We start from the raw sequence: 20,292 nt of genomic DNA, 5'->3' as shown, positions 1-20,292 counted from the left end.
AAACGCTTGTACTTAAATTTCCTGCAAGAATAGTCGCTGTTCCTGAAGAGGAGGCAGATAATCCGAGCCGGATGTCGCTGTTCCTGGGGAACTGCTATAGTCAATCGTGATAGTTTTTTCGCTGGCAGAAGAAAGAGAAACTGTAAGATTAAACACATCTCCTTCCACCCCGCTTGCCGTACTGACAATACTTATAATCGGAGGATTATCATCATCGGTAATCGTTGTTGTACCGGATGCGGTGGAGAGATTTGCATTCACAGGAGAAGATAAATTTAGTGTAACTGTTTCATCATACTCATCCAGGGAATCATCCAGCACCGGCAAATTAATTGTGCCTGAGGCTGTGTTGGGGGCGATTGTGAGGATGCCCGAAATACCTGTATAATCCAGACCACTTACCGCGGTTCCGTTTGCACTGGCATAACTCACACGGACAGTATTACTGAGTGCAGTAGAAAGAGTCACTGTAAATGTAGAAGTTCCTGCACTTTCAGCTATTGTAGGACTATCTATACTCAAAGTAGGTGTGGCTATTATCATAAGGTTGAAAGCGACTGTTGTGGAACCAGCGATATTGGAAGCCATTACGGTGTAAACAGTGTTTGCAGACAAAATAGTCGGCACCCCGCTGAGCACACCGGTAGTTGAATTGAGGCTGAGTCCCGCAGGTAAAGTCGGACTGATAGAATAGGAACTGGCCGTCCCCACAAGAGTCGGAACTAAATTGGTTATAGCCACATTCTTTGCGAAAATATAAGGTCCACCATAGGCCAGAGCTGATGGAGCGGTATCTGTTACCGTGATATTGATAGCGGCACTTATGTTTCCGTAAGGATTCCTTGCTGTAATGATATAGTTTGTTGCAGGAGAAGTAAAAAGAGGTGTTCCTCCAATCTCTCCTGTTACTGTATTCAGGCTTAAACCTGAGGGTAGAGCTGGATTTATAGAATAAGAACTCACAGAGCCTGTAATTGCTGGCGCGAGTGTTGTAATGGTTTCTCCTTTTGTGTAGATAGCAGTCGCAAGAGGATAGGACAGAGAAGAGGGAGAGGTTCCGCTGACTGAAAGCAAGATGGCTGTAGTCGTAGAGCCGGAACTGTTGGCAGCGGTCACCGTATACGATGTGGCTGTTCCTGTGACAGAAGGTTTTACGGTATTGATAGGTTCATTAAGGGTATAGACAAAAGGTGCTCCTGCATAGAAAAGTCCTTTCGGTGCGGCATCGACTACGCTTAATTGAAAGCTGAAAGTGGTGCTTCCTTTTGCGTTACCGGCTGTTACAAGGTAAGAAGTATTGCTGCTGACAGATTCAGGAGTACCGGAGATAAGCCCATTGGACTGGTTGAGAGCGAGTCCCTCGGGAAGCGAAGGGCTAATCGAATACAATATAGCTGTTCCCTTTACAGAAGGAATTTGTTCCTGGATCTTTACTCCTTTAATAAAAATATAGGAGGCAAGAGGGTAGGACAGGGCTGAGGGAGGAGTATCTTCTATGGTAATGGATGAAGTAAAACTCACAGAACCCTTGGTGTTGGTCGCAGTTATTGTATAATCTGTGGCTGTTTGAATGCTTGAGGGGGTTCCCGAAATTTCTCCTGTACTCGGATTCAGAATCAGACCGGAAGGCAAAGCAGGACTGATAGAAAAACCTGTAACCGTTCCGCTGACATTGGGCTTTTGTAGATTAATTGTTACGCCCCTGGTAAAACGAAATGGAGAAGCTTGATAATTAAGTCCTTTTGGAGGTGTATCTTCAATAGTAATATATAAATCAAAAGTACTGGAACCACTGATATTAGAGGCAGTCACGGTGTATTTTCTAGGATTTAGCTGTAACTCTGAAGCGGTTCCGTAGATCCTGCCTGTATCAGGGTCGAGTTGTAAAATAGAAGGAAGATTTGGGCTTACCGAATAAGAGGATACTGTTCCATTGACAGTCGGAAAAACCGAATGGATTTCGGTATCTTTCGTGAATACAAAAGGAGAACCACCGTAACTTAAAGAAGTCGGTGGAGCATCATTTACTGTAATCGATAGGGAATAAGTTAAAGAACCCCCACTGTTTTTGGCTTTAACAGTGTAGTTTGTAGCCGGGCTAACCGTATTCGGGATTCCACTTATAGTTCCATTTTAGGAACCTAGGATCAGACCGGAAGGTAAATTCGGACTTACTGAATACGTCATACCTGAACCGTTAATAATTACTGTATTGGGCTTAATGAGGACTCCTTGCGTATAAGTCACGGATGTTTCCGAATAGCTCATAATGCTTGGTGCATTTTCGTTGACTGTGATCTGAATCTCTGCACTCACAGAACCTGCTGCATTTCTGGCCGTTACAGTATATTTAGAGACCGGGGATTCAACTATAGGTGTTCCCTTTATGCTACCGGTTAGAGTGCTAAAGATAAGCCCTTCCGGTAGAGCCGGACTTATACTATAAGTGATGCGTTCTCCTGTAACAGAGGCATAATTCGGTAATATACTTCCGTTTATAGTATAGACCGAATCCATGTATTTGTAACTCAAACCGTAAGGAGAATTAAGTATTACGTATTTCTTAATAAGAGGATTAGATTCTTCGAGGCTACCATTGCAAGCGATGGTAGCCAGACGGAAGGAAACGTTCATTGTAATGGCCGAGTTGTACAGAGTTCCATTTTTTCCTTCACAATCAGGAATGCTACCATCAAGTGTATAATACAGTTTTCCACCCTCCGCATGAGAAAGAGAAACGGTATGGCTATTGTTGTATTCCCCTGCATCCGAATTAAAACTTGGTTCGGAGAGAAGTTTTTTTAAAACCTTGAACTCTCCTACAATTAGTCTTGAAGAAATACCATTTTTGCAAGCTACAGCTTTTATATTATAATTTCCAACCTGTGTCAGAGGAATCGGAGATGTGTATACCGTACCTGAAGAACAAGTTGGAGCACCTCCATTAAGTGTATATCGAATTTCCTGTGAACTCTCTATGGCTTTAAGTTCTATGCCCTGAAAACCCGAATAACTTCCGGGACTGGGTGTAAAGGAGGGTTCACTCTTATCATAAAATGTGATAGATTTCTTTACCTTTTCGAGATTTAACCCCAGGGATTCTGCACCTCCTTCATAAGCATACTGTTTGATAGCTTTGGCCAGAAGGTTATTGAGGGGATTGTCTCCCATATTCTTTTCATTTTCTCCGCTACCTATGGAAATGGCCTCTCCATTTTCCTTAGTACTTTTAAACTCACCTGTAGCCATAGATTCAGCAAGTGAGTCCATGATTTTCTCAATAGCTTCAGGATTTAAATCAGTGGTGCTACCTGAATCGGTAGCTAATTGTTCAAGCCCTCCTAATATAAGAAGAAGCTTTTGTGTTTGCTCGTTTTTTAAGTCTGTAGTATCGATATTATAGCGAGAAATATCCGGAACTTCAGAACTTACGGCAATACTTCCATTGGATGAAGAACTTTGCCTGATAGCAAAATTCGGTGCAGGTGTGCCGGAAGGAAGCCCGGTGTTTATTGTACCGGAACTACTAAATAAGTTAAAACGAAGGCTCACTTCTCCATTTGCCTGTTTGGTCGCTGAGTTAAGATCCGTATCTGTTTTGGCTATCGTCTGGATTCGCCTTGCTGCAATGTGAGTAAGGGGGCTTACATTTGCATTGGGAAGGGATGTATTAATATTCTCTGCACTTGTGAGATCGGCTGCATCGGGCTTCACTTTTTCCGGTTCACGGATTACGGATTCCATATAAGCATCTGTACCTGTCCAGGCAATATCACGCTTGGCTTTTATACTGTATATAGTGGAATTTCCCGAAGCGGAAGGACTTACCATTACACAGATAGGCTTATTTTGTATTATGTAGCTATAATTATAAAGTTTTCAATAATAATTTAAAATGCTAAAAAGATTTTTTTAAGAGAGGAACTAAGCGAGCCACTGAGGACTCGCCTGGGGATTTAAGGCTTAATCCTCGAAATTCTTATTGGTTTCGAGTTTAAGTTTATCTTTATGAATTTCTTTTTTAATATAATGTGTATCGTCTATTTTTTCTGCTGTTTTAATGACTTCATCTGCAAGGTTTCTTCTGGAAGCATTGCGCATCATTTTCTCCCTGGTTTCTTCCAGTTCGATATGCATTTCAATACGACGCAATTCTTCGTTATTCTTTTTCAGTTCTTCGATAAGACCTGTGTATCCTATCAAATCATTTTTGTGGAAAATGACCATGTGTTTTAGTTCACGAAGTGAACGTTTTCCTAAAGGACGAATAAGTTTTCTATGAAGCTTCTTTCCAGGAATTAGTTCAAGCTGTGTGTTTCTTTCCAGAATAACTTCATCTTTTTCGTTGTGCCTTTTTACTGCAATAGATCCTTCGATTACAGCAAAATGTACAACACAGTTTGTATCACAGGGAACCTTTTTCTTTGTGGCGCGAATTGTTTCCGGATTTTCTACGATAGTTAAAAAGGAAGTTCCCCTTACCCCCGCAACAGAAGTTGGAGTAGTAACAGAAAACTCGGAATTCTTGTTCTGTTTTTTTAGAACCGAAATGACTTTTCCCATTTTGATTTGCAGGTTATGTCGGGAACCTTCCTGATCATAAAAGGTCTGGAGGCTTACCAGGGAATTTTCAGCTATTTTTATAATTCCGGTCTTTTCCAGCATTACTTCGAGACTGGACTTTGGGCCGGTACGGATAGTATCTTTGTGAAAAAGCTCCATACCGGTGCTGGCCTTTATTTCCTTACCCTCTCTTTGTAAGATTACTTTTCCGTTTAACCAGGCGACCCTGGCTTTAGGGCCGCCCGGGGTTTCTGTTTTCGAATTATCTTTTTTGGAAAGATTTTGATTTTGAGAGTTTTCGCAGAAGGAAAAGTTGAGAGAGAGAAAAAGTATAATTATGACAATAAATTTTCTTTGCATCCTTTACTCCTTATATATATAACAACTTAGGGCAACTTTTTTTTCCGGACAACAGAAAAAAATACCTCATTTTTAGAGGTTTTTTAGCTCTTTCAAAATTTTTAGTACGATAGGGTCTTTCGGATTGATTTTCTTTGCTTTTTGAATGCTTTCCTGAGCTTCTTCTGTATATTTTAGTTTTAGAAATATGTCTGAAATATGGATCAGGTAATCAAAATTTTCAGGTTCTCTGAGTATCAGGCGAACGGCTGTATCGTGAGCTTTTAATAATTTGTTTAAACTGAGATAAGATTTAGAAAGTTTAAAAAGCATTTTGTTGTTGGAGGGCTCAATGTAGATATATTCTTCGAGGCATTCAATGGCTTTATCCGTTTCTAAAATGGCAATATAATAGTCACATAAAATTTCAAGAAACTGTATATATATTTCCGGAACGATGTACAGATTATCAGAAGGGTAAGATTCAGAATATTTCTCAAAAAATTCTACCGATTTCTCCAGGTCAAATTCATTATAATAGATTTTAGCTAAGAGTTTGGATAGACTGGGTACCTTATCTATATACAATTTGAGTGAATAAAAATGACTTAATATAGTATTGTAATCTGTTTTTTGCATTCGCTCTCTCAGTATATTATAAATATTTAATAGACTGGTTTCAATGTCTTCAGATATTTTTACTTTTTTATATTTGTCCTTGAATTCGATTTTCAGTAAAGATAAATCATCTTTAAATTTACCATTCTTTGACAACAATTCATAGATTTTCTTTAAGTCTGCATCAGCCTCCTGTACACATTTTAAAATCATATTCTCATCATTGTTTATAATATCAAAATTTCCTTTTTCATCGTAACCAATAATTAAATCATCTTTCCCGTCGGAGCCCATGATGATAATATCTTTATCGAGTAATTTAAAAAGTCGTATCGAGAGATTTTTATCCTGTTCGGGAAAACCAAGTTTATTCAGGTGAGGTTCAGTTTCTAAAAATGTGGCTACTTTGTCTCGGTATAGAATACTTGATGGATGTTCTGCATTGATATAATACAATGTTTTGGTTTCCGGATGGACTAAGCCTAAGATAAAAGAAGAAAACATATTTCCCTGAAAGGACTCAAAGACATAATGAAGGTCTAAGAAAACTTCTTTTAACCAGTGTTCCGGATATGTATTATAATTTTTATTTTTTCTTTGTTTGGCCCTCGAAAGAGCTGCATCAAAGACAACTCCCAGCACAATGGCTCCTCCGGCACCCTGCACTGATTTACCCATGGCATCCCCATTAATGAAAACGGTATATTGGTGCCCATCATTTAAATAGATAGTATCTGTCTGACAAAGATCTCCTCCGATTTCACCATTTCGTTTATTGAAATAAAATTGTTTTTTTTGGAAAATAAGATAATCTGTTTTTATATTGGGAATATAGTTATAATTGATTTGAAGAGAATCTAAAAGCAGGGAGATTAAAAAATAATCACCATCTCTGGAATATTTAGTTTTTTGAAGTTCTTCTGTTTGGAATATAAGATGATTCGAGTATTCTAATATATTTATTATATGGTCAATAAAATCATGCAAAATGGGAGTTTCATTGGGAGAATTTTCAGATTTTTCAATATATAAAAAACCAAGAGTTCTATCATGAGAATGAAGAATATGAAATGAGCTATTTCGCGAAGGAGCTATTTGATTTTGTTCGTATAATTCTTGTAAGGGAAGCTTTAACGGATCTCCGGAAAAGGATTCAATAGAAATACCTGTAACAGAAAGGCTTGCTATGCATACTCTTTTCGCATGAACAAGCTTTTGAAGAATGTGGCTTACATCTTGAAGAAGTTTGTTGGTAGGCACAAAGGATTATTTAGCCTCAAAATTTATGTGGTTTAATTTGGAACCTATCATTTTTAAGGGTTTAAATGAAGCGTTTTGCCATTCCGAAGAAGCATTATAGATAAACAGGGTCTTTAAACTCAGTTGATCGCATTTCTTCATGAAGTTCAGTATGGCCGGAAATGTAGAAGAATTCATAAACTCCAATCCTGTGAAATCTACATGGAGTTCGGCAGATTTTAATTCAGAAAGGATTTCATCAAAATAAGGATTTAAAATTTCACTGGGGTTCCGAAATTCACTTTTCCCCTTCCATTTTAATATCACTTTATTTTCTTCTTCACTTATGTGGATAGAAAAGTTATCGACGTTTAAGTTTTGCATGATATTCTCCTCTTATAACTGTTTGGTTGCAATGATTGTTAAAATATTATTTTTAATAGAATAGCTTAAATCATACTGAGCTTCACTTGCGATTCTATAAAGACCTAACTGACTTCCGGTTGCTTCCGGGTTCTCCATGATTTCTTGCATTCTCATGATATAAAGCTCTTCTTTATTGTCACTTTCCATGATTTTTTGCATGATCTTCAGGAAGTCTTTCACGAGACTTTCATCATGAATTCCATTGCTGATTTGAATATTGACAAAGGAATTTTCAATGGTAAACTCAACTCCGACATAAGGAAGATCGGTTTTGGAAACACCATACTTAATTGCATTTTCCATTAACTCCGAGATAACCATACTGGCGAACTCTACCTGCCCTTTCTCATAATCAGCCATTAAACTTGAGACTTTATTTTTAACTTCAGCGATTAAACTCCAGAGAGGTGAAACTTCCATGTGGAAATGTTGCTTATTATCATTCATCCGATTTCCCTTTATGTGTAAATAATGCCTTTTTTTATAATACAGGGGGATAGGAATTGTATCCAGCTTTTTTTATCCGGTTCGAAAGAAAAGTGAGCTTATCGTCCCTATATTTCTTATTTCGGATAATTGAAAAGAATCCTTACGGAATAATTTTTATCTTGTTTGCTATCGGCTATATTTGATAATCCCTGATAAGAAATAAGTCTCTTGTTTTCCCAGCTATAATGTAATATTATAGGTTTGACTAAAAATTTTAAAATAGGATTCCCGGGGCGCATGATAAATTTTGCGCAGAGTAAGTCATTAAACTGCTCTTTTCCTGTAAATTGAATACTAAAAGAAAAAGTAGTTTTTCTGGATGTTGAAACAAAGGAAAAAATACTTGAAGTTTTTAAAATAATATCCCAATTCATCCTAACAAAGTAATCAAAGCCTCCATCTATCACCATATTATTCGTTCGGGGTATACTGACCTTTTCTAAGGCTGAGTTTGTATTCTCTCTGTATTGTATGTCTATCATATCACCGGATGTTCTTACCTTTTCCAGTTGACCGTTGCGTTTGTCTTTGAAACTGTATTCCGGTGCTATAGTAGATTTTTTAAATACAATTTTCTTTTCTGCTATAACTGTATTATTTCTGTCTTTATACAGTACTGTAGAAGAAATATGCCGACCATTTTCGTATAGTTCTATATGATTTTCTGAATATAGAAATTTATTTGTATTCGATTCATAGGCATTGCCACGGTAGAAAATTTTTTCTCCAAGAACTGGATTGGAAAGAAGGATACAGACTGAAAGAAGTTTAAAAAAGATATTCATATTCATATAACTCCATTTTTCTTTAGGGGGATTTTCAAAAATAAAATCGAACTTAAAATAAAAAAGAAACCTACAAAGGGACCAAAAAGTAGACCCAATTGAAAATTGGTTTCGGGATTCTGTGCTTGTTTGGGTAGGAAATGTATAAGACTTAATAAAAAACCACTCAGAGCCACGGCGAAAGAGCGAGAGGCTTTCATTGAAAATTTAGCCAGACTGAAATAGATACCGTCCTTTTCAGTGCCTGTTTTTAGTCTATCAGCTTCTTCTAAATCGGCTAATATTGAATCAAATAGGAAGATGGAACCAACTAAAAAACCACCTATTACAGCCATAAATAAGGGATAAAATAATTGTTTTTCCGGGAAAAAGGGGTAAGATATGCTGGTAAGGACACCGAGAAGAAAGATACCTAAAAAAGCTAATTTTTGTTTATGGAATCGATTACTCAGTGATAGCCATAAGAGACTGGCGAGAAGCCAGCTCAGGATAAAGATAATCAGAATGAGACCTATCTCTTGGTTTCTGAGTCCCAGTTTGTACTGGTAGTAGTACAAAGCCAGACTGGAATTGATAGCAACCCCAATGTAGGCAATAAAATAAGCTAAAATAAATAAAAGAAATGCCCTGTTTGCTATTACCTGTTTTAATAATAAGCTAATTAATTGATTTGAAGGGTTTTTGTGGGTATTGGTATCGAAGCCTTTACTACTAAAGAAACTGAATAAACCGCTTGTGATGATCGTGATGGCCAGAATAAAGGATAGACTGTAAAAATCAGATAAGCCCTGTTTTTCCTGTGATAAAAGAAGCGGGAGACTAATCGCTAAGAGTAAGCCCATATTTCCGAGGATCATTTTGATAGCGAAGATCTTATTTCGCTTATCAGGATCCACTGCAATGTCTGCCACGAGAGCGGTGTGGGGGATACTTAAAACAGTAAGACAGGTACTCAAAAAAATGAAACTAAGCAATAAATAGGAAAATTTGGCTGAGTTGCTTTCTAAAAATGGTGGATTGAAGATAATAAAAGTGGCTAATGCCAGACCAATACTTCCGGCCAGTATATAAGGCCTTCTTTTTCCCAAAGAACTTTGGGTTTTATCAGAGAGAATGCCCATTAAGGGATCGGAAATAGCATCCCAGAAAATACCTGCTGAGATAGCCAGTCCTGCTAATTCTGCTTTTAGACCGACAACATCGGTATAAAAATTGAGCAGATACAGTCGAATCATTACTTCGAGGGCAAAGATGCCGGTTTCTGCAACGGAAATACCGGTAATTCTCAGGTTGTTTAGCTTATATTCGCTCTTATACATAAAAATCTATTTAGAATAATTATAAAAAATTGTCAAATGTTAAATTAAAACATTTGACAATAGGAGATAATTATGCAGGCTGTTTCATCAGGATAGATCCATCTATTTAAAAATTAGGAAGGAGGCTTGAATGAACTTCGATGCAATTTTGGAAAAAGGAATCTTACCTGATGCTATCTTACGTGTAGGAATTCGTTCTTTATGCACTCAGAGGCTTAAGCAGGAAAGGGAAAGCTCGATAGAAAAACAGCAGAAGAAATTTATAGATCTTTTGGAGACATTGAAATCCAGTAAAATTGCTGTTGATACAGATAAAGCTAATGAGCAGCATTATGAAGTTCCGGCTGAATTCTATAATCTGGTATTGGGGAAGTATAAAAAATATAGCTCCTGTTATTGGGATGATACTACAAAAGATCTATCACAGGCAGAAGCTAAGATGCTGGCAAAAACTGTTGAAACTGCAAAATTGAGCGATGGACAAAGAATATTAGAACTGGGTTGTGGTTGGGGTTCTTTAAGTTTATATATGGCTGAGCAATTTCCGAACTCTAAGATTGTGGCTGTTTCTAATTCTAAAAGCCAGAAAGATTATATTTTACAACAGGCAAAAGATAGAAATCTTCATAACCTTGAAGTGATTACCTGTGATATTAATACTTTAGAGCTTAATAGAAAGTTTGACAGAGTTGTTTCTGTAGAGATGTTTGAACATGTTCGTAATTATGATGGGCTTTTTAAGAAGATTCATAGTTTTCTTGAAGAGGAGGGTTTACTATTTATCCATATATTTTGTCACAAAGACCTGGCCTATTTGTTTGAAGATACGGATGATACAGATTGGATGTCTCGGTATTTTTTTACGGGAGGTATTATGCCATCCCGGCACTTGTTCTTTTACTTTGCCAGAGGCTTCTTCAATGAATCGCATATTATATATAATGGTAAGCATTATGAAAAAACTTCCAATGCCTGGTTAGAAAATTTGGATAAAAATCGAGAGGAAGTGTTAAAAATTTTTACAGGTGTTTATGGTGAAAAGCGGGCTTCTGCCTGGTTGCAGTACTGGCGTATTTTTTTTATGGCTGTTGCTGAACTATTTGGATATGATAGAGGAAATGAATGGATTGTCTCTCATTATACCTTTAGAAAAATATAGGGAAGTGTTGAAATAGTTTCTTATTTAATTGGGTATGATGAAAAGAAAGATTTTTGCTTACTTCAACTATGATTTTATGTTGAAAGGTGTCTGGTATATAAAACTCACTTTTTAAAAATAAAAAATACTGCCAGAATAAGGAAGAAAAATCCTATAAGATAATTCCAGCGAAAAGTTTCGGTTTTGAATACCAGAAGCACAAAAAATGTAAAGAGACTCAAAGTAATTACTTCTTGAATTACTTTGAGTTGCCAGATACTGAAAGGTCCTCCATTTCCTATAAAGCCTATTCGGTTTGCCGGCACCTGGAAGATATATTCAAAAAAGGCAATTCCCCAGCTTATAAGAATGATACCAAAAAGACCTGCCTTTTTCATGAAGCTTAATTCAGCAAATTTTAAATGCCCGTACCAAGCAAGAGTCATAAACGTATTGGATAAAATGAGTAAAAAAATACTCAATAAACCTTTCATAAAATTCTACTTTCCTTAAATAGCTATATCGTATTTTTCTAAAAAAGATAGAAGAACTTTATCCGGTTTTTATTTAAAACTGAAACACATACGTTTGAAAGGCCGAAAGATTGGCGTGCAGCTTCTTTCCTTTTATAGAGATTTCACTTATCTTTTTCTCGGTCCAATAGTCACGAAAAACGGAAAGAGGAATTTCTTCCGGAAGATTAAGTTCTATAACTTTCTCTGTTCTTTCCGGGTTCCAGATCCCTAAAAAACCTGCCGGATTATAAAATCCTTTTGGAAACTTGCTTTCAAAAATTCCGAGAGGAATAGACTTTTTCTTTTCGCAGGCTTTACTCAATTCTATCGCTTTTTGTAATATTACCAATCTTGAATTTGCTATAGTTTCCATATTATCACTGATAAGGAGCATTCCTCCACTCATTGCCATTATAGTTGCCATAAGGATGGTTTGCTTTTCGGTCATAAAATTTTTATCTTTACGAACTAATAAACAATCCGGGTCATTTAACCAGTGATTTCGATGGTGAAAGCTTCGGGTTAAGGTATTGACCAGGGCTTTTTCCGTACAAAGAGCATGTTTATCATTCGCTAATTTTCTAAACCATTCGGGATACCAGAATGGAGCCACATCACAACCTATGCGCATTCCATCAAAAATTCCATAGGAAGGGACCAGGGGGGCACCGCAACCGAGTAGGAAAACCTCTTCTCCAACTACTTTACGAATTCGTTTTAAAGCATTCCTGTAACGGCTCGCCGGGTGTAAACTTTTATCGAAAGCTTCACCTATAAGAGAAGCCGAATATAAGAAATCAAGCTTTAAATAAACAAAGCCCAGTTCGTTTACCAGTACATCAAATACATGTTCTAAAAACTCTAAGGCTCGGGGATGACTTGCATCCATTGTATAGGTATAGTCCCAGCCCCAGAGTGGGTTCCAGAGGGCCGGAACCGGGTTTCCTTTTGTATCACGTAAAACAGCTTCGGGATAGGTCTGGAAAAATTCGGATTTTTTTCGGATTAAGAAAGGTGCAAGCCAGAGTCCCGGTTTCATTCCCGTCTTTTTGATTTCTTCAACAATAGGTTTTAGGCCATTCGGAAACCTTTCATTAAAAAGTAGCCAATCTCCAATTTCTTTTTGATAACCATCATCTATCTGGAAAAATTCCAGGCCGGGTTGCTTTTCCTGTAATAGACGCAGATTGTTTAAAATTACATCTTCATTGATCTCGGTATAATAATAATACCAGGAACACCAGCCTCTCGGAGTTGGCATTTCTCTTGTGGGTCTGGCATATTTTTCAGAGCTAAAGCGAGCAAAATTTTCCAGTGCTTCTTCTGGGCTAATTTTAAATTCATAGGTATCCAGGCTTCCCAGATCCAGTTTTGCATTTACATTTACTTCCCGGTTGCAATATAAGCCAAAAGAAACCGAAAGAGAATGGATCTCTCCGTTCGGCTTATATAGAACACGGTAGGTTTGATTGGGTCCGTCTGCTGAACTGGCCCCCACCAGCAAACCTTTTTTATCCTTTTCGGAATACAGGGCCATAAAACCTTCTGTTTGGAAGTCCCCGAACTTTCCTGAATGGTGAGTATAAACATTTTCCTCGTTATAGCGTAAAAATTCCAGGGCGGGTGATAGGTCTCTTTCGGTATGCTGGTAAGCTACGGAGAAAGACCAGGACTGATAACCCTGCTGAAATACGAGGGCTGATTGAAGCCTGGGAGCCTTTATATCCACTTTTAGAGTTTCCAGTTCAAGACTGCTGGCTCCCGGGTTTTGTCCGCTGAAATGAAGGCTGAGAGATATATGCTGACCCTGAAAACGATTAACTAAACTCCGGGATTTGAGTATGAAAAAGCCGTCCTTACTCCGAAACTCCCCTTCTTCGCCGACTTGAAATCCCGTTTTTTCTAATTTTCCATTAAGGATATAACTTAATTCAATGTTTTCCAATTCCTCCCCCTTCTAAAAAAAATATTTCTTTCTAAATCTAAGCTATAAAATATTTGTTTTATTGAACTCTAAATGAAAGTATAACTTATGAGCCCAAAACCTTCTAAAATAAAACCCATTCTATTCCAGTGCGATCTGGATGAAAGCATATTTCAAACCTATCTCGAAGATGATACGCTCTCAGTAGACTGTGAAATGATGGGATTGAATCCCCGTCGTGACAGGCTCTGCGTAGTCCAAATGTGTGATACTCGAAATAATTTTAGCCTCGTTCAAATCGTTCCGGGTCAAACGGAAGCCCCGAGACTGAAGGCACTCCTCGAAAATCCGGCTATCACCAAGATATTTCATTATGCCCGTATGGACCTCTGTTCCTTAAAATCCTGGTTGGGTATCCGGGTGAATCCTATTTTTTGTACCAAGATAGCGAGTAAACTTAGTCGAACCTATTCGGACAGACACGGTCTTCGAGAACTCATCCGTGAGTTTTTCGGTGAAAATATGGATAAAAAGAATCAATCCTCTGACTGGGGCAAGAAAAATCTAAATTTCGATCAAATCGAATACGCCTGCGAAGATGTACGTTACCTGGCAACTCTTCAATCCATACTCAGCGAAATGCTCGAAAGAGAAGGGAGGCTGGAATTAGCCGAAGAGTGTTTTCGTTTTATTCCTACCATGGTGGAGTTGGATCTCCTTGAAATGACAGGAATTCTGGAACACTAGAGGTTTGAAAAAAAAGACAAAAAATTTTATTTGTCAGGAATGCGGAACTGTATTTTCCAGATGGGCAGGAAAATGTAGTTCCTGTGGAACCTGGAGTAGTATTATTGAAGAAGTCTCTTCTTCAGATCGGTTTAGTAAACCCTTAAGTTCCCAGTCTCTGTCTTATGCAAAACCGGTATCGATTCAGGAAGTTGAACAGGAGGAATATAAGCGGATAAAGACCGGACTTTCCGAGCTTGACCTGGTGCTCGGAGGAGGAATTGTTCCCGGTTCTCTCGTTCTTATAGGAGGAGAGCCGGGTGTGGGTAAGTCCACTTTAATACTGGAAATTTCTCGTAAATTGGCTGAGAAGAATCACAGGGTTATCTATGTATCCGGAGAAGAGTCTCCTTCCCAAATTAGTCTTCGTGCCAGGCGGATGAAAATCAAATCAGAGCATATTCTTATTTCTGGAGAAAGTTATGTAGAGAATATATCAGCTATGATTTTACAAGAAAAACCTTCTCTGGTTTTTGTAGATTCCATCCAAACAATACATAAGGAATCTCTTATGAATCAGGCAGGAACCATTACACAGCTTCGGGAGTGTACCCAGGAACTTTTGGAGACTGCCAAAAAAATAAATATACCCATTTTTATCATAGGTCATATAACAAAAGAAGGGAATATCGCCGGCCCCAAGGTATTAGAACATCTGGTCGATACGGTTTTGTATTTTGAAGGAGACAAACTTAACTATTATCGAATATTACGGGCTGCTAAAAATCGTTTCGGTGCGGTAGGAGATATTGCCGTATTTGAAATGTATTCGGAAGGTTTACGTGAAGTAATTGATAGAAACCTGCTTTTTATTTCCAGGAATCGGGAGGAAAAAACAGGTTCTGTGCTTTCAGCTATTATGGAAGGAAGTCGGGCTTTAACTGTAGAAGTGCAGGCACTGGTAAGCCGTACTTCTTTTTCGCAGGCCAGGCGTATGGCTGAAGGACTGGATAATCGAAGACTTGTATTAATGGCCGCTGTCATCGAAAAGTATCTTGATATGAGGATGATTGAGTGTGATATTTTTAGTAACCTGACAGGGGGTTTAAATGTTGACGAACCGGCTCTGGATCTGGCCATCTGTGTAAGTATTATATCCAGCTATCTTGACAAAGAACCCCGCGGAGAACTGGCTGTCATCGGGGAGGTGGGTTTGTCCGGAGAAATTCGACCTGTTAGCCATATCAATACACGCATTAAAGAACTACAATCTATCGGTATTGAAAAAATTCTCATCCCGGAAGGAAATATTACAGAAGCTTCTTCAGCGGGAAAGGAAATTTCAGGAATCCGGCATATTCGAGAAATTGAAAAGGTATTCGCATGAACTTAAAAGATATTTTTTTAGAAATACGAATCCGAGCACCCATAGAAAAGGTCAGGGAAGCTATCCATCCCACGCATCAGAGTAACTGGGATTTACGGTTTAGTCGAATTTTTATCCGAGAGCAGACAGAAGAACAAAGGGAAAAAGGTATATTCACTTTTTCTTTTGTTCGTTCTATCTTCGGAAGATTCTTTCAACTCAGCGGTTACGGAGAAATTGAGGAAAAGGAAGGGGAGAATGGAGAGATTTATTCTACACTCAATTTTGGTTCAGAAGATTCTCATTGTCCGATTCGAAGAGGAAAGGGTTATCATCTTCTAATCCCCGAAACGGAAAACTCTACCCTGTTTCGAACCGAGTTTCAATATAGGCCGAGATACGGGAAACTGGGGTTTTTATTCGATATATTACTATTTCGACATATTTTGAAATTTGTAACGGCTTATAGTCTGGATAGACTTAAGATATATCTGGAAAAGGAAATTCCTCCTTCACTTTCTTTGAAACGAAGCATGAATTTATACCTGATTCGACTTTCTTTATGTTTTTTCTGGGTATTCCAGTCGCTCTATCTTGGTTATTATTTCCAGGGTTACCTGGTGCATAAAATCTATTTTCGTTTGTACCCGGATGCAAATACAGCCGCTTTAAGTCTGGTAAATATTCCGGAAGTTATATTTGGCCTTTTATTTATTTTTATTCGCGATAATTTTTATCTGTATATTTTAAACTTTCTCATAGCTTTCAGTTTCTTAGTTTTATGCCTGTATAAATTCAGTATTTTGCATACAGTCGGAGCTTTCTCTTTTTTGCTTTACCTTTTCATGATGCTTCTTTCTGTATTCGGTCTATTAGGAAGAAAAGATATTCCCTATGCCGGAAACTGTAAAACTCGAATACAGAAATCATAAAGCGAGGCACTTAAATTGCTCTAATAATTGTTCTTCTTTTTCCAGTTCAAAATGGATTTTTAGGTAAAAAATTTTCTCCAGACCTTCTATCCGGAAATCCTTGATTTTCACAAAATCCTTTTCGGTGCATATAATCCAATGGTAACCATTGGATTCTTTTATAATATTTTCTATATCTTTTTCACTAAAGCTATGGTGATCCAGAAAATGTTTGAAGTGAACCTTTGCGGGCATGTACTGTACCAACATTCTTTCAAATGAATAAGGGTTTCCTATCCCGGAAAAGGCATATATCTCTTTATTGGCCAATTCTTCTAAATCATGTTTTTCCTGTTTGGAGTTCAACAAACATTCGGCCTTAAGATGGCTTTCCAGAATGGGAAGTTCCTTTTTAATCCGATAAATTTCTTTTTTAAGTTCTTTCCTTTTACCTTCGTTTTCCGGTTTACAGCGGGTAAATATCACCATATCAGCTCTCTTTAAACCGGATAGGGGTTCCCGCAGGTGTCCGAGTGGAATCGTAAACCCATTTCCGAGACCTTTGTCTGAATCAATTAAAACAATATCGAAATTTCTGGCCAATTCATGGTGCTGAAAACCATCGTCTAAAAAGATTACTTTTGCAGCGGAAGACTCTTTTTGAAATTTCCTGTAAGCATGATAACGTTTTTTACCAATAATTACTTCTGCTTCGGGTCGATTAAATTTAATGAGAAAGGGCTCATCTCCACAGTCTTCAGTTGAGTTGAAGGTTTCTACCTGCATCCCTTGCTCGCTCATTTTTCCACCATATCCTCTGCTTAATACAATGGAACGGTAAGCCGGGTAATGTCTGTCGAAAAAATCAATTAAGTAAAGAATAAAGGGTGTTTTTCCGGTTCCCCCGGTGCTTAAGTTTCCTACACTGATAACAACAGCATCTTTAAGCTCATAATTTTCTTTTTTTAAAAGTCTATCTAAAAAAAATAAGAACCTGTAAAGTAAAGTTAAGGGATAAAAAAGATATAAAAAAAATCGAAGCACCCGTTCTGGCATACCAAAAACCCTCCGAGGCTATAAATAATATTTAACTTGCCTAAATCCAATGTTTTTTAAACCCTTACAGAAAAAATGAAGGATGAAGATTGATTGAAAAGCTGGGTTAAGGAGAATTTTAAAAATCGTAAATGGGCTCTGGATATGAAACAAACAGAGGTTGGTAAAAAGGTTTTTCTCTGTGGTTGGGCCTTTCGTTTTCGAGACCAGGGAGGAGTCATTTTTATAGACCTGCGTGATAGAACCGGAATTATCCAGATTGTGGCCAGGAAAGAAAATCTCGGAGATGGTTTTAGCATCGCTGAAAACGTTCGTTCCGAGCATGTTCTTGCTGTAGAAGGCATTCTGCAAAGACGAAGCGATGAATCGATTAATCCCAAGCTTCCAACCGGGGAGTTTGAGCTTGTTATCGAAAGAATAGAAGACTTGAATCCTTCCAAAACTCCTCCTTTTGCCCTAGACGAGTTTGATGATTCCGGGGAAGAAATCCGCCTGAAATACCGCTATCTTGAATTTAGAAAGGATTCCTTAAAAGATAAAATCATAAAACGTCATCAATTTATTTTTGCTTTGAGGGAATATTTAAACTCTAAAGGCTTTTTAGAAATCGAAACACCCATTTTAAATAAATCTACACCGGAAGGAGCCAGAGACTTCTTAGTTCCTTCCCGTCTTCATCCGGGAGCATACTACGCTCTTCCTCAGTCTCCCCAGATTTTTAAACAGATCCTCATGGTGGGAGGTTTTGAGAAATATTTCCAAATTGTGAAATGTTTTAGGGATGAGGATCTGAGAGCAGACAGACAACCGGAATTTACCCAGCTCGATATGGAGTTTTCTTTCATCGACCAGGAAGATATACAAAGTCAAATCGAAGAAATGGTGGTTCATACCTTTGATAAAGCCTTCGGTCTCAAGGTAAAAGCTCCTTTCTTACGTATCGATTATAAAGAAGCCATGGAAAAATATGGTTCCGATAAACCTGATCTACGTTTTGGAATGCAATTACATGATGTTTCCGACCTGGTCGCTGATTCTGATTTCCAGGTTTTTACCGGTGCTCTGCAAAAAGGTGGAGTGGTAAAAGCCATCTGCGTTCCGGGAGGTTCTTTGATTTCCCGAAAAGAAATAGAAGACCTGACGAACTGGCTCGGACGGGACTATCGTTCCAAGGGTCTTGCTTATATGAAACACGGGAATGAGGGTTTAGAATCTACCATAACCAAGCGTTTTTCTTCCGAATGTTTGCAGAAAATTGCAGAAAGACTCGGTTCTAAAGCGGGTGATATGCTATTTTTTGGGGCCGATACTCCGAAAATTGTAAATTCCAGCCTGGGAGCCCTGCGCTTGAAACTTTCCGAGAGATTTGATACTCCTGCTGAAAATTCTTATCATTTTTCCTGGGTGGTTAACTTCCCGCTCTTCGAAAAAGATGAGGCTACAGGCAAAATTGCAGCCGTTCACCACCCTTTTACTTCACCAAGGGATGAGGATCTGGAGGGAGCTAGTCTTGAAGATTTGCAGGCTAAAAAGTTAGATCTTTTATCCAAAGCCTATGACCTGGTTCTGAATGGGAACGAAATAGGTGGAGGAAGCATCAGGATACACAGCGAATCCATACAGGAAAAGGTTTTTGAGCTAATTGGAATAGGAAAAGAAGAAGCTGAAGCGAAATTTGGATTTCTTTTGGAAGCCCTGAAATACGGTGCTCCTCCTCACGGTGGAATTGCTCTCGGTCTGGATAGGGTTCTCATGTTAATGACCGGGTCTCAATCTATTCGGGATGTAATTGCTTTCCCTAAAACGCAAAAAGGAACCTGTATGATGAGCGAATGCCCAACACCGGTAGATGAAAAACAGCTTGCCGAATTAAAAATTCGGAATATTAAGATATAAATGAGTTCTTCTAATAACAGAAAACAACACGCTGAAATGCTAAAGTTCTCTTTTCTGAACGAGGCTTTGTATGAAAAGGTATGCGGTATTAACGATATTCTTGTCCCGGAACTGGAAGAAAAGCTGGAAATCGATATAATCCCCCGCGGAACCTCCTTGATGTTAGGTGGTGAAAAAAAGAAAGTTCAGGAAGCTATTGAATTTTTTAACAACCTTACGGAAAATTTTGAGAGGAGGCCGGACAAGCAGGAGTTCGATTCCTTTGATATAAACTACCTGATTCATAAAAACGGTCAACCCGGAAGCGATTGGAGACCCAGCGAAAAAATTCTTACAACCTTCCGTGGAAGACATATTTACCCTAGGACCCGAAACCAGGAAAAGTATATTACCAGCCTTTTAAAGAATATGCTCAGTTTCGGAATCGGACCGGCGGGAACAGGAAAAACTTTTTTAAGTATTGCCACTGCCTGTCGCCTTCTGAATGAAGGCGAAGTGCAAAGGATTGTCCTGACCCGGCCTGCTGTGGAAGCAGGAGAGTCTCTGGGATTTTTACCCGGTGATCTGGTTCAAAAGGTAGATCCCTACTTAAGACCGGTTTATGATGCTCTGTATGAATGTATAGGTTTTGAAAAAACACAGGAACTTATTTCAGTTAATAAAATTGAAATTGCTCCTATTGCTTTTATGAGGGGAAGAACCTTATCTAACTCTTTTATTATATTAGATGAAGCTCAAAACTGTACCATGTCCCAACTTAAGATGTTTATGACAAGACTCGGAAGAAATTCGGTTATGAGTGTTTCCGGTGATGTCACCCAGGTTGACCTTGCGACCGGGAAATCCGGCTTACAAAGGGTAGTAGATGCCTTCCGGGATACAAACAAAATAGGGGTAGTTGAATTTGGTAAGGAAGACATATCCAGACACTCTCTTGTTGAAGTAATAGTTAAGAAATTCGAGAGCCTGGTCTAATAAATGT

Annotated in this window: 17 protein-coding genes; 6 read left to right on the top strand and 11 right to left on the bottom strand. The window is 38.3% G+C overall.

All coding sequences use genetic code 11. The features are described 5' to 3' along the window. Window positions 1–12: 12 nt before the first annotated feature. The 8 genes from H7A25_13650 to H7A25_13615 form a co-directional block, all read right to left on the bottom strand. Complete coding sequence (locus H7A25_13650; GenBank protein MCP5500947.1) at window positions 13–1,812, bottom strand: putative Ig domain-containing protein; 1,800 nt, start codon at window positions 1,810–1,812, stop codon at window positions 13–15. Window positions 1,813–2,133: 321 nt separating this feature from the next. Beyond that, on the bottom strand, window positions 2,134–3,831 hold the full coding sequence (locus H7A25_13645) for a chitobiase/beta-hexosaminidase C-terminal domain-containing protein (GenBank protein ID MCP5500946.1): 1,698 nt from the start codon (window positions 3,829–3,831) through the stop codon (window positions 2,134–2,136). 132 nt (window positions 3,832–3,963) lie between these two features. Continuing rightward, window positions 3,964–4,923 carry a FecR domain-containing protein gene (locus tag H7A25_13640; protein ID MCP5500945.1) on the bottom strand — a complete coding sequence of 320 codons (960 nt, stop codon included), beginning with the start codon at window positions 4,921–4,923 and terminating at the stop codon, window positions 3,964–3,966. 72 nt (window positions 4,924–4,995) lie between these two features. Then, window positions 4,996–6,780, bottom strand: a complete 1,785-nt coding sequence (locus tag H7A25_13635; protein MCP5500944.1) for a SpoIIE family protein phosphatase — start codon at window positions 6,778–6,780, stop codon at window positions 4,996–4,998. Window positions 6,781–6,786: 6 nt separating this feature from the next. Continuing rightward, complete coding sequence (locus H7A25_13630) at window positions 6,787–7,143, bottom strand: hypothetical protein (GenBank protein MCP5500943.1); 357 nt, start codon at window positions 7,141–7,143, stop codon at window positions 6,787–6,789. A gap of 12 nt (window positions 7,144–7,155) precedes the next feature. Then, complete coding sequence (locus H7A25_13625) at window positions 7,156–7,632, bottom strand: hypothetical protein (protein MCP5500942.1); 477 nt, start codon at window positions 7,630–7,632, stop codon at window positions 7,156–7,158. 116 nt (window positions 7,633–7,748) lie between these two features. Then, on the bottom strand, window positions 7,749–8,459 hold the full coding sequence (locus tag H7A25_13620; GenBank protein MCP5500941.1) for a hypothetical protein: 711 nt from the start codon (window positions 8,457–8,459) through the stop codon (window positions 7,749–7,751). 2 nt (window positions 8,460–8,461) lie between these two features. Further along, window positions 8,462–9,778 carry an MFS transporter gene (locus H7A25_13615; protein ID MCP5500940.1) on the bottom strand — a complete coding sequence of 439 codons (1,317 nt, stop codon included), beginning with the start codon at window positions 9,776–9,778 and terminating at the stop codon, window positions 8,462–8,464. Window positions 9,779–9,908: 130 nt separating this feature from the next. Between H7A25_13615 and H7A25_13610 the strand changes: the two genes are divergently transcribed. After that, window positions 9,909–10,937, top strand: coding sequence for a class I SAM-dependent methyltransferase (locus H7A25_13610; GenBank protein MCP5500939.1), 1,029 nt, complete (start codon window positions 9,909–9,911; stop codon window positions 10,935–10,937). Window positions 10,938–11,041: 104 nt separating this feature from the next. Here H7A25_13610 and H7A25_13605 read toward each other — a convergent pair whose 3' ends face one another. Together H7A25_13605 and H7A25_13600 are read right to left on the bottom strand one after the other, a co-directional pair. Next, on the bottom strand, window positions 11,042–11,410 hold the full coding sequence (locus H7A25_13605; protein ID MCP5500938.1) for a DMT family protein: 369 nt from the start codon (window positions 11,408–11,410) through the stop codon (window positions 11,042–11,044). A gap of 73 nt (window positions 11,411–11,483) precedes the next feature. Next, complete coding sequence (locus H7A25_13600; protein ID MCP5500937.1) at window positions 11,484–13,376, bottom strand: alpha-galactosidase; 1,893 nt, start codon at window positions 13,374–13,376, stop codon at window positions 11,484–11,486. 87 nt (window positions 13,377–13,463) lie between these two features. Between H7A25_13600 and H7A25_13595 the strand changes: the two genes are divergently transcribed. Genes H7A25_13595 through H7A25_13585 form a run of 3 tightly spaced genes read left to right on the top strand, consistent with a single transcriptional unit; the run spans window position 13,464 to window position 16,379 of the window. Beyond that, window positions 13,464–14,102 carry a ribonuclease D gene (locus H7A25_13595; protein MCP5500936.1) on the top strand — a complete coding sequence of 213 codons (639 nt, stop codon included), beginning with the start codon at window positions 13,464–13,466 and terminating at the stop codon, window positions 14,100–14,102. A 4-nt stretch (window positions 14,103–14,106) separates the two neighbouring features. Then, window positions 14,107–15,468: a DNA repair protein RadA gene (gene radA, locus H7A25_13590; protein ID MCP5500935.1), complete on the top strand. Its 1,362-nt coding sequence runs from the start codon at window positions 14,107–14,109 to the stop codon at window positions 15,466–15,468. Beyond that, entirely contained in the window at window positions 15,465–16,379 is a 915-nt protein-coding gene (locus H7A25_13585) for a hypothetical protein (GenBank protein MCP5500934.1), read from the top strand. Before radA ends, H7A25_13585 begins: the two co-directional genes overlap by 4 nt. Here the strand turns inward: H7A25_13585 and lpxK are convergent. Further along, window positions 16,374–17,414 carry a tetraacyldisaccharide 4'-kinase gene (gene lpxK / locus H7A25_13580; GenBank protein MCP5500933.1) on the bottom strand — a complete coding sequence of 347 codons (1,041 nt, stop codon included), beginning with the start codon at window positions 17,412–17,414 and terminating at the stop codon, window positions 16,374–16,376. The two genes, H7A25_13585 and lpxK, sit on opposite strands and share 6 nt — an antisense overlap. A 93-nt stretch (window positions 17,415–17,507) precedes the next feature. Between lpxK and aspS the strand changes: the two genes are divergently transcribed. Both aspS and H7A25_13570 read left to right on the top strand, forming a co-directional pair. Continuing rightward, window positions 17,508–19,310, top strand: coding sequence for an aspartate--tRNA ligase (gene aspS, locus H7A25_13575; protein MCP5500932.1), 1,803 nt, complete (start codon window positions 17,508–17,510; stop codon window positions 19,308–19,310). Window positions 19,311–19,346: 36 nt separating this feature from the next. Continuing rightward, window positions 19,347–20,285 carry a PhoH family protein gene (locus H7A25_13570; GenBank protein ID MCP5500931.1) on the top strand — a complete coding sequence of 313 codons (939 nt, stop codon included), beginning with the start codon at window positions 19,347–19,349 and terminating at the stop codon, window positions 20,283–20,285. Window positions 20,286–20,292: the final 7 nt, after the last annotated feature.

Source organism: Leptospiraceae bacterium, assembly GCA_024233835.1.
Lineage (GTDB): Bacteria > Spirochaetota > Leptospiria > Leptospirales > Leptospiraceae > JACKPC01.
Note: the sequence above shows the minus strand (reverse complement) of the source record. Positions and strands in the feature narration are given on the sequence as shown.

Excerpts from the sequence above, each read along its gene's own strand:
- H7A25_13610 (MCP5500939.1), top strand. The coding sequence starts at position 9,909 with ATGAACTTCGATGCAATTTTGGAAAAAGGAATCTTACCTGATGCTATC.
- H7A25_13605 (MCP5500938.1), bottom strand. The coding sequence starts at position 11,410 with ATGAAAGGTTTATTGAGTATTTTTTTACTCATTTTATCCAATACGTTT.
- lpxK (MCP5500933.1), bottom strand. The coding sequence starts at position 17,414 with ATGCCAGAACGGGTGCTTCGATTTTTTTTATATCTTTTTTATCCCTTA.
- H7A25_13630 (MCP5500943.1), bottom strand. The coding sequence starts at position 7,143 with ATGCAAAACTTAAACGTCGATAACTTTTCTATCCACATAAGTGAAGAA.
- H7A25_13570 (MCP5500931.1), top strand. The coding sequence starts at position 19,347 with ATGCTAAAGTTCTCTTTTCTGAACGAGGCTTTGTATGAAAAGGTATGC.
- H7A25_13625 (MCP5500942.1), bottom strand. The coding sequence starts at position 7,632 with ATGAATGATAATAAGCAACATTTCCACATGGAAGTTTCACCTCTCTGG.
- H7A25_13640 (MCP5500945.1), bottom strand. The coding sequence starts at position 4,923 with ATGCAAAGAAAATTTATTGTCATAATTATACTTTTTCTCTCTCTCAAC.
- H7A25_13585 (MCP5500934.1), top strand. The coding sequence starts at position 15,465 with ATGAACTTAAAAGATATTTTTTTAGAAATACGAATCCGAGCACCCATA.
- H7A25_13595 (MCP5500936.1), top strand. The coding sequence starts at position 13,464 with ATGAGCCCAAAACCTTCTAAAATAAAACCCATTCTATTCCAGTGCGAT.
- H7A25_13645 (MCP5500946.1), bottom strand. The coding sequence starts at position 3,831 with ATGGTAAGTCCTTCCGCTTCGGGAAATTCCACTATATACAGTATAAAA.
- H7A25_13615 (MCP5500940.1), bottom strand. The coding sequence starts at position 9,778 with ATGTATAAGAGCGAATATAAGCTAAACAACCTGAGAATTACCGGTATT.
- H7A25_13620 (MCP5500941.1), bottom strand. The coding sequence starts at position 8,459 with ATGAATATCTTTTTTAAACTTCTTTCAGTCTGTATCCTTCTTTCCAAT.